The organism is Streptococcus oralis (assembly GCF_901543815.1).
Classification (GTDB): Bacteria; Bacillota; Bacilli; order Lactobacillales; family Streptococcaceae; genus Streptococcus; species Streptococcus oralis_CM.
The window spans coordinates 1-8232 of sequence record NZ_CABEIU010000001.1; the positions used below are offsets into that span (position 1 = coordinate 1).

Here is an 8232-nt window from a genome sequence, read left to right on the forward strand (position 1 = left end):
TGGAGAAAAAGCTAATGATGAAAGCTCCCGCAGAAAGGAGAAAGACCATCCCTCTCAATTGACTACTAGATTTTGAACGTTTCGATAAAAACCAAACCGCTAAGCCCCAAAGGATATAGTAGTGAACCTCAACAGCTAGACTCCAGTTATGAACAAAGAGATGCGGAATGAACTGGGATTCATAACTTCCCCCTGTTAACATTTCGTAGAAGTTGGTCATAAAACCGAGAACTCCAGCAATCTGGCCGCCAATTCCAGCAACATAGTCTTGACGAACTAGGAGGGTAAAGGGCATGGTCACCAGAACCATCAGCACCACAGGTGGCACGATGCGGTAAAACCGTCTCTTAAAAAAGCCCAGTAAATCAATCTGGCTTTTCTTTCCAAACTCTTCTAAAAGGAGGGAGGTAATCAAGAATCCCGAAAATGTGAAAAAGACATCTACCCCGAAAAATCCTCCAGGAAAGATCGTTTGAAAGAAGTGGTAAAAAAGCACCAAAAGTAAACCTGTAATCCTAATCAAGGAAAACCATTTAATACGCATACGAGTCTATTCTCCATTAAATTAGGAAGCAAAACACCACCTAATTTCCATTCCATTATACTCCCTATTCTATCAAAAAAATAGGAAAAATCCTAAGAGAAAACTTAGGATTTTGGCATTCTATTTTTACACTTTAAAAATTGCGTCCTGACTTTTTGTAGCCATATTTTTCTACAAAATACTCACGGAATTCCAAGAGATTGTCATCCATGATGGCTTGGCGGACCTGCTTCATCAGGTTGAGTAAGAAGTAAAGATTATGGTAGCTAGTCAAGCGGATACCAAAGGTTTCGTCAGCCTTTAGCAGGTGACGAAGGTAGGCGCGTGTGTAGTTCTTACATGTGTAGCAATCACACTCAGGATCCAGTGGCGTAAAATCTTCAGCGAATTGGGCATTCTTGACAACCAAACGACCTTGGCTGGTCATACAAGTTCCGTTACGAGCGATACGAGTCGGCAAGACACAGTCAAACATATCCACACCACGAATGACCCCATCGATCAAGCTGTCTGGCGCTCCGACACCCATCAAATAGCGAGGTTTGTTTTCAGGAAGAAGTTGAGTTGTGAAGTCCAAGACTGCATTCATTTCTTCGTGCGTTTCTCCCACTGCCAAACCACCAATAGAGTAGCCAGGGAAGTCCATGCTCACAAGGTCATGAGCTGACTGACGGCGAAGGTCTTCAAATCCTGCTCCCTGAACAATTCCAAACAAACCTTGGTCATGTGGGCGACGGTGAGCCTTCAAACCACGCTCAGCCCAACGGCTAGTACGCTCGATTGATTTCTTAACGTAGTCATAAGGTTGGTAAAACTGAGGACATTCATCAAAAGACATCATGATGTCTGAGCCCAGATTATTCTGAATAGATATGGCTTTCTCTGGCGATAGGAACATCTTGGAACCATTGAGATGGTTTTTAAAGGTTACTCCTTCTTCGGTGATATTTCGGCTATCTGCTAGGGAATAAACCTGGAAGCCACCACTATCTGTCAAAATTGGTTGATCCCAGTTCATAAATTTGTGGAGACCACCTGCGCGTGCGATGAGTTCATCTCCAGGACGAAGCCATAGATGATAGGTATTAGAGAGGATAATTCCTGATCCCATCTCCTTCAACTCTTCTGGTGACTGGGTTTTTACAGTAGCTTGGGTCCCAACTGGCATAAACATAGGCGTTGGAAAAGTACCATGCGGGGTGATGATTTCTCCCAGACGAGCTCCTGTGTGTTTCTCTTTCTTAATCAAACGATATTTGATTGGTGAATCTGACATTTTCTACCTCCGAAGCTGGGAAAGACAGTCCCAGTTCATACTTTGTGCCCAAAGGCATACTGTATGATTTTATCAAAAAAACTAGTAACTGTCACGAACTATGGTATAATGAAAGAATGAAATACCCAAAAATTGATTTAAAAACCATTCGCCTGCAGACGAGGCAATTTCAGGCTGAGAATCCCCGCCTCTTTCTCGTCTATCTCTTACCTAGCATACTGGTCATCTTATCAGGCTTTCTCAACCCCTTGGCTCGTCTCCAAGAAAGTGTTTTAGAGCAATCCTTTTTCAGCATGCTGGCACAAGTGCTCCAAGCCTATCTCTTCCCACTAGTGGTTTCTTTTTTGAGCTCGATTTTTCTAGCAAGCGCTGCCTTTACGACACTCAGACTCCTCAAGGATCCTGATACGGAACTCTCAGTAAAATCAAGCCTGGCTCTCTTTGCTGAAGAGCGCTTCTCGCAAACCTTCCTGACTCTGCTCCTCAAACGTTTCTACCTTTTTTTATGGAGCATTCCAAACTTAGTAGGCGTTTATTTTCTTTTTTATAGCAATCTCTTGGCTCGAAGATTTGTTGCCCTACATCCTGAATTTCCTAATCTTGACCTCTCATCCGTTGAAACCGAGCAATTCCTTATGACCTTTGGGCTCTACTTTTTCGCGAGCCTCATCTTGATGATTGTGGGCAATCTCCTCTACGTACCGCAACATTATGCTTACTCGCAGGTAGAATTCCTCCTCTGCGACACTCTGGATTTAGGACAGGCTAAACCCCATCAAATCCTGAAAACCAGCCGTTTCTTGATGAAAGGATACAAGTTCCAACGCTTTCTCCTCGACTTACAACTACTCCCTTGGTACTTCCTCAACTGGATTACTTTTGGGATTGCTAGTTTTTCAATCCTTCCCTATATCCAAAACAATCACATCTTCTTTTACAGAGCCCTACTAGCTCGTAAACGTCGAAATGGATAAGAGCATACAAAAACCAGCGTCGTTCAAAACGCTGGTTTTCTTATTTCAAAAGTAACATACTCAGCAGAGTCAAAATAGCAGGCCCACCTTGCTTCAGAATAATCTTCTTGTCTGCTGTCAGAGAACCATAGATCGCTGCACCAAGCACAAATAAAACAAAGATAGTCACAATTTCCAAACTTTGTGAGAAATAAATCCCATACAAGAGAAAGACACCTATCAAAGCATTATAAATCCCTTGGTTTTTAAACAGTGAGGTGACAGAGGGTCTAGTCAACTCTTCCTTGTCCATATTAAAGACTCGGCTGGTTGCATCTGATTGGGTTGCCATACTCTCCAAATAAAAGATATAAAAATGTTCGAGGGCAACAAGGGTTGCTAAAATAGTAGTAATGATTGACATCGTTTTCTCCTTAAAATTCTATTTTTCTAGACCTGACACTAGTTTCGTCAGTAAAGTTGTTAGCTCTTTCTGCTCGGCTGTCGATAAGATGCTCTCCATCTGTTCCTTCACTCGCAAATGATGTTTAGGCGGACTGACTAAGAGTTGATTCTTGGCTTCTTGGGTTAATTCAACTAAGACTTCTCGCTGATTGGCCGGATTACGCTTGCGACTGACATAGCCCTCTGACTCTAGTATCTTAAAATGACGGGTCAAGGCCGCCTGGTCGATTTGCAACTTCTCCTGAACGGCAATCTGGTTGCAGGGTGACTGCTGCAGTAAAAACTGCAAGATTTGATAGCGGGTCAAACTAATTCCCAATTGTTTCTCAAAAAGTTGAGTGATCATCTGATCTGTTAAATGGAGCTGGTACAGTAAGTCGTTAATTTTTTTCATTTCTACCTCCTTGCGTACACTTGATTTATCAACTATTGAGCTATCAAGTATATTACAGAAAGATTAAAAACGCAACTATTTTGCTTACTCACGAAAAATAGCCTCTTGGTTTCAATCCCAAAAGGCTATTATTTCTATATTCTAGATAAAATCCAGCACTAACCTACCAAATCTGCTCGAAGATTTCTCCCTCTTTATCAATGACAACTTCGATGGCATGGCCTGCAAAAATTTCCTCGCTATCATCATAGTAGAGGGGTCAATTCCCCGTCTTCGTTGATCGATAGTTCACTTAAGGAAAGAGAGTTGGTAAAATACTCTTCTGTTAACTCACATCATTTTCATCTGAATCTATCCAGTCTTGAGCTGTTTCCCACAGTTCTTTGACAATATAGTCTTTAATCCGAGTATCTTGAACTTGGAAAGTTCCCATAAATTTCTTTAGATCATCAAAAAACTTGGAGGGAGACTTTCATCTGCACTCGCAGCAAAGATAGCATGAATCTTACCACCCTCGTAAGTGATAAATCCTTCAAACCAAGAATAGGCTCTGTTTAAGGTGAATTCGCCAATATCGTCTTGAATGATGACCGGTTTTTGATAGGTTTCAATCAAGGTCTCTAACCTAGAGTCTGAGGATTGGTCATCTAGGTATTCCAGCAAGTGGTAGCAGTTATTAGCTACTTCTGACATATATGGCTCTAACTCCATGAAGGGGCGTTTTTTGACATTTGATATGATGAATTTTGTAGGGTTCAAAACTAAAGCCCCATCTCTTTTCTTCAAATTCCTCAGGAGTCAATACCCATTCCAAACGTCCCTCACGTTCAGAAAATTCCTGGGTTGCAACATTGACACTAGCTTTAAAATGAACGGACGGCATTTTACAACCATCTTTTAAAGAAGCGGCCCCCAGTTACATTTTGGAGGGTAAAAATCAAGAATTCGACAATTTCACCACAAAATTCCTCTTCAAAATCATCTCTTGTTTTCTCAAATGGAGTTTTTAATCGATTTGTCATTCACTTCATCCTTTCTCTCTATGCTTAAAAGCGTTAGTATAGTTTTGTATCCGCTTACATTTTAACATGTTTTAGATTTTATTTCACTTATCGACACTATTTTTACCACAAAAAGAAGCTACACTTTTAATGTATAGCTTCTTATTATTCTTAATTCATTGATACGTGAACGTGGTCATAGTGGTTTTCGGTCACACTACCACGATCCGGCATTGGATTCCACGTGTAGGCTGGTCCATATTTACTATCATATGGAGCGTAGAAACGTTGCTTCCAGATGATGTAGTTGATACCACGGCTAGCCATATTTTGAACCGCGTATTCCGCGATTTGATCACCAAGTGCTGAACTCACTGGGACCATAAAGTCGATGGCCAATCCTTTACCATGGTCTCCACTGTCACCAGGACGGTAGCCGCTAAAGGATGTAATTCCAAACAAATTGGCAATTTCTTCTTTGAAGGCTGCAGTTGTGGTTGAAGACCAGCATTCTCAGACTTAGCTACAGCAAGTCCTGCATAGTCAGGAGCCGCTGGAGCTGAATAAGTTCTTGAAGGAGCTTGGCTTTGCTCTGCTTGATAAGTCAAAGTTGTAGTATCAGAATTTGTTGTTTCTTCTGCTGCACTTGTTCCTGTTGTATCAGCAGGCGTTTCAGTTGCTGGAGCAGCTGCTACTGGTGCTTCTGCTGGAGTTGTGCTGCCGTTTCTTCGGTAGCTGGATTCGCAGTTTGAGGAGCTTCTTCTTCAACTAGGCGAGTTGTTTCTGCTACTGGTGCTTCCGCTGGAGTCGTTTCAGCTGTTTCTTCAGCTACAGGTGTTTCTGTAGATGGTGTCTCCTCAGCAACTGTCGCTGTCTCAGAAACTTCTGAACTTGGCGCTACTTCTGTTGGTTTTTCAGTCTCTGTTACAGTTGGAGCTTCCTCAATCGGTTGAGAAAGGTCTTCTACTTGAACTGTTTTTTCATCGACTGTCACTTGATTTTTCGTCAAATCAGCTGTCGCAGTTGTCACTTCTCACTAGCATCTGCTGAGGAGTTTGGATTTCAACTTCCGTTACCTCTTCTGCCTCATTGACAGTTGTAGTGAGACAGTATCTGGGAAAATCAAGTCCATATTGGTGATTTGTTCAAATTTGCAAGAACGTGACATCTACACCCAAGGCTTCTGCAATGGTGCTCAAGGTATCACCATACTGTACTGTATAGCTTGTTTGTTGTTCGTTTAGTCAAATCGTTTTGGATTTGCTCAACACTACGTGCAGTTCAAAGGACTTCTTCTGCTTGGGTTGCCAATACTGGGGCAAATGACAAGGCTACTGTTGAGGCCAAATCATTCTTTTCTTCATTCGTTCATATTCCTTTCAAATGAGTACCCGTCTATCATAACACAAAAAAAGCAGAAAAAAAAGCCCTCTCGGGCCATTAATAGAACTGTCTATTCCTTGTAACCAAACTCGATTACTTGAAATAGTTTGTTAGGTCTCTGTCACACAACTGACACAATCTTATCGTTACTTACTCTCAAAAATATGAAGAATATCTGCCAGTGCTTGAATCATGTGGTTGCCTTCAAAAGAAGATTCTAAAAAGTTGATGCTTTGAATACCGCTATTCTGGGCAAATTCCACATCCAAAGTCCGGTCCCCTATATAATAGGTCTTCTCAGGATTCAGCTGATACTTGTCTAGCAGATAGTTAGTCGCTTCTGGACTGGGCTTGCGTGCAAAACCACTCTGACTGGTTAGAATCTCTGTGAAATAAGACTCCAACCCCAAGTCTCTTAGGATAGTAAAAGCATTGTCCCCCTTATGAGTATAGACAAACTGCTGAATCCCTGCTTGGTCTGCCCAAGCTAGCACTTCACGCGCACCTGGCATCAAAAACTACCTGAGCATTCTTCTCAGACAGACTCTGGGCACGCACCTGATTGAGCACTTCCGCATCCAACTTTCGCTCTTCTGCCACCTGCTCCAGCAAATCCTGCACAGAATACTTGAGGATAAAGTCTCTCACTTTCTCCTTATCATAAGGAATAGCAAAACTGACCAAAAGTCTCCTCAATCCCTGATAAAATCGCTTCGTAAGAGTCCAATAAAGTCCCGTCTAAATCCCAAATAAAGGCTATTTTTGCATCTCCTATCCTTTCAACATCATATAACGTTGGTAACGGTAACGAAGAAATAACCAGCGAAAACCATTATCCAAGAGAGTCCCTGCCCAAATACCAGGCAAGCCCCAACCAAGAACAATACCCATCAGATAGGCTGTCCCTATGCGGATACACCACATCCCAATACTTGTCGCATAAAAGGGAAGGCGAGCATTCCCCAATCCCTGCAAACTGCCGTATAAATAACTGTCCCTGTCGCCATAGGAGTTCCTAGTAGAGAGAAAAGTGTCACTAGAACACTAGCCTCAACAGCTAGAGAATCCGTCGTATAGAGATGAGTTAGTGGTATCCCTAAGGCATAGATACTGAAAGTTAAGGGCAACATGAGAAGTAGAGAAAGCCAAAAGGTTTGCTTGCTTACCTTGTCTACTCTTTTCCAGTTATTCTCTCCAACTGCTCGAGCCACCTGCATGACCGTTGCCGTAGCGACGCCAAAGGCAGGCATGTAGTTAAACTGGGTCAAGACTTCTCCGACTGCATTTCCAGCTACTGCCTCCGTCCCAAAAGAAACAACTAAGGCAATGATGACGACATCTCCAGCTCTCATCATGAGACGTTCTCCTGCTGCCGGTATAGCCAAAGTCAACAAATTCTTATCTAAACCAAAAGTCGGTTTCTCAAAAGGTAGCTTTAATTGCGACCACAAAATCACAAGACCAACTAAACGAGACAGAATAGTCCCCCAAGCAACACCCGCTATCCCCATATCAAGAACAAAAATAGCTAGACTGGAAAAAAGAATATTCAAGGCATTGGATAAAAGACTAACATAGAGAGGTAGACGTGGATTATGCGTTGAACGAATCAAGGCACCCAAACTGGTCATCAAGCCCAAGAGAACAATCGATCCGCCTACTAAAGATAGGTAGAGTCCACCACTTTCGGCCACAGCCTGCTCAGTTCCCAAAAGTCCTATCATCTCTTGCCCAGCAAAGATGGATAAAGCGCCTAAAAGCCCACTCAGCAATAGGGTTATCTTGAGAGCCTCTGTCACGTGATAAGCCAGCTTCGACTGATCTTTCTGCCCCATACTTTTTGAAATAACACTGGAAATAGCAGCTCCCAGAGCGATGAAAATCGCCTGATAAATCGTGATAATATTGCCAGCCACTGAAACACCTGAAATAGCGATTAAGCCCAAGTGAGCGACCAAGTAACTGTCCACCATTCCCATGAGCATTTGCAAAAAGTTTTCACCCATAGCTGGCAATGCAATATTAAGAATGTCTTTATTTTTCTTAAACAATCCTTCCTCCTGATGAAAAGAAACTCAGTTGGTTTCCCAACCGAGTTTACTCTCTCTGTCTTAAAGTCCTAGATAAGCCTCCACCGCTGCTTGCATATCAGCAGCCGCTACAGTTGTCTTGTGACGAACAGGAGCTGTTTCAAGGCCATCAACCGCTGGTGGCAC

Annotated in this window: 9 protein-coding genes and 3 pseudogenes; 1 reads left to right on the top strand and 11 read right to left on the bottom strand. The window is 42.5% G+C overall.

Translation table 11 applies throughout. The annotated features are described in order from the left end of the window. A partial coding sequence (locus FQT28_RS00005; protein WP_143989049.1) for an acyltransferase family protein occupies positions 1 to 544 on the bottom strand: 544 nt, incomplete at its 3' end. A gap of 133 nt (positions 545 to 677) precedes the next feature. Beyond that, a complete protein-coding gene (tgt, locus tag FQT28_RS00010; RefSeq protein ID WP_125450605.1) occupies positions 678 to 1820 on the bottom strand; it encodes a tRNA guanosine(34) transglycosylase Tgt in 1143 nt (380 codons plus the stop codon). A gap of 116 nt (positions 1821 to 1936) precedes the next feature. Between tgt and FQT28_RS00015 the strand changes: the two genes are divergently transcribed. Continuing rightward, complete coding sequence (locus FQT28_RS00015; protein ID WP_125450604.1) at positions 1937 to 2794, top strand: DUF975 family protein; 858 nt, start codon at positions 1937 to 1939, stop codon at positions 2792 to 2794. 40 nt (positions 2795 to 2834) lie between these two features. Here FQT28_RS00015 and FQT28_RS00020 read toward each other — a convergent pair whose 3' ends face one another. The 9 genes and pseudogenes from FQT28_RS00020 to FQT28_RS00045 form a co-directional block, all read right to left on the bottom strand. Then, positions 2835 to 3197, bottom strand: a complete 363-nt coding sequence (locus tag FQT28_RS00020) for a DUF1304 domain-containing protein (protein ID WP_125450603.1) — start codon at positions 3195 to 3197, stop codon at positions 2835 to 2837. A gap of 18 nt (positions 3198 to 3215) precedes the next feature. Then, complete coding sequence (locus tag FQT28_RS00025; RefSeq protein ID WP_143989050.1) at positions 3216 to 3632, bottom strand: MarR family winged helix-turn-helix transcriptional regulator; 417 nt, start codon at positions 3630 to 3632, stop codon at positions 3216 to 3218. Between the two features lie 325 nt (positions 3633 to 3957). Next, complete coding sequence (locus FQT28_RS10010; RefSeq protein ID WP_260663064.1) at positions 3958 to 4065, bottom strand: DUF2262 domain-containing protein; 108 nt, start codon at positions 4063 to 4065, stop codon at positions 3958 to 3960. Positions 4066 to 4073: 8 nt separating this feature from the next. Then, complete coding sequence (locus tag FQT28_RS10015) at positions 4074 to 4325, bottom strand: DUF2262 domain-containing protein (RefSeq protein WP_260663065.1); 252 nt, start codon at positions 4323 to 4325, stop codon at positions 4074 to 4076. Continuing rightward, complete coding sequence (locus tag FQT28_RS10230) at positions 4309 to 4515, bottom strand: DUF7021 domain-containing protein (protein WP_398575120.1); 207 nt, start codon at positions 4513 to 4515, stop codon at positions 4309 to 4311. Before FQT28_RS10230 ends, FQT28_RS10015 begins: the two co-directional genes overlap by 17 nt. Before the next feature lies 1 nt (position 4516). Next, entirely contained in the window at positions 4517 to 4654 is a 138-nt protein-coding gene (locus tag FQT28_RS10020) for a hypothetical protein (protein WP_260663067.1), read from the bottom strand. Between the two features lie 150 nt (positions 4655 to 4804). Beyond that, positions 4805 to 5997 (bottom strand): annotated as a pseudogene (locus tag FQT28_RS00035) (LysM peptidoglycan-binding domain-containing protein). A gap of 165 nt (positions 5998 to 6162) precedes the next feature. Then, positions 6163 to 6791, bottom strand: a pseudogene (locus FQT28_RS00040) (HAD family hydrolase). Then, positions 6788 to 8067: pseudogene (locus tag FQT28_RS00045) on the bottom strand (MATE family efflux transporter). The pseudogenes FQT28_RS00040 and FQT28_RS00045 overlap by 4 nt, the downstream one beginning before the upstream one ends. Positions 8068 to 8232: the final 165 nt, after the last annotated feature.

Excerpts from the sequence above, each read along its gene's own strand:
- tgt (WP_125450605.1), bottom strand. The coding sequence starts at position 1,820 with ATGTCAGATTCACCAATCAAATATCGTTTGATTAAGAAAGAGAAACAC.
- FQT28_RS00015 (WP_125450604.1), top strand. The coding sequence starts at position 1,937 with ATGAAATACCCAAAAATTGATTTAAAAACCATTCGCCTGCAGACGAGG.
- FQT28_RS00020 (WP_125450603.1), bottom strand. The coding sequence starts at position 3,197 with ATGTCAATCATTACTACTATTTTAGCAACCCTTGTTGCCCTCGAACAT.
- FQT28_RS00025 (WP_143989050.1), bottom strand. The coding sequence starts at position 3,632 with ATGAAAAAAATTAACGACTTACTGTACCAGCTCCATTTAACAGATCAG.
- FQT28_RS10010 (WP_260663064.1), bottom strand. The coding sequence starts at position 4,065 with ATGGGAACTTTCCAAGTTCAAGATACTCGGATTAAAGACTATATTGTC.
- FQT28_RS10015 (WP_260663065.1), bottom strand. The coding sequence starts at position 4,325 with ATGTCAGAAGTAGCTAATAACTGCTACCACTTGCTGGAATACCTAGAT.
- FQT28_RS10230 (WP_398575120.1), bottom strand. The coding sequence starts at position 4,515 with ATGCCGTCCGTTCATTTTAAAGCTAGTGTCAATGTTGCAACCCAGGAA.
- FQT28_RS10020 (WP_260663067.1), bottom strand. The coding sequence starts at position 4,654 with ATGACAAATCGATTAAAAACTCCATTTGAGAAAACAAGAGATGATTTT.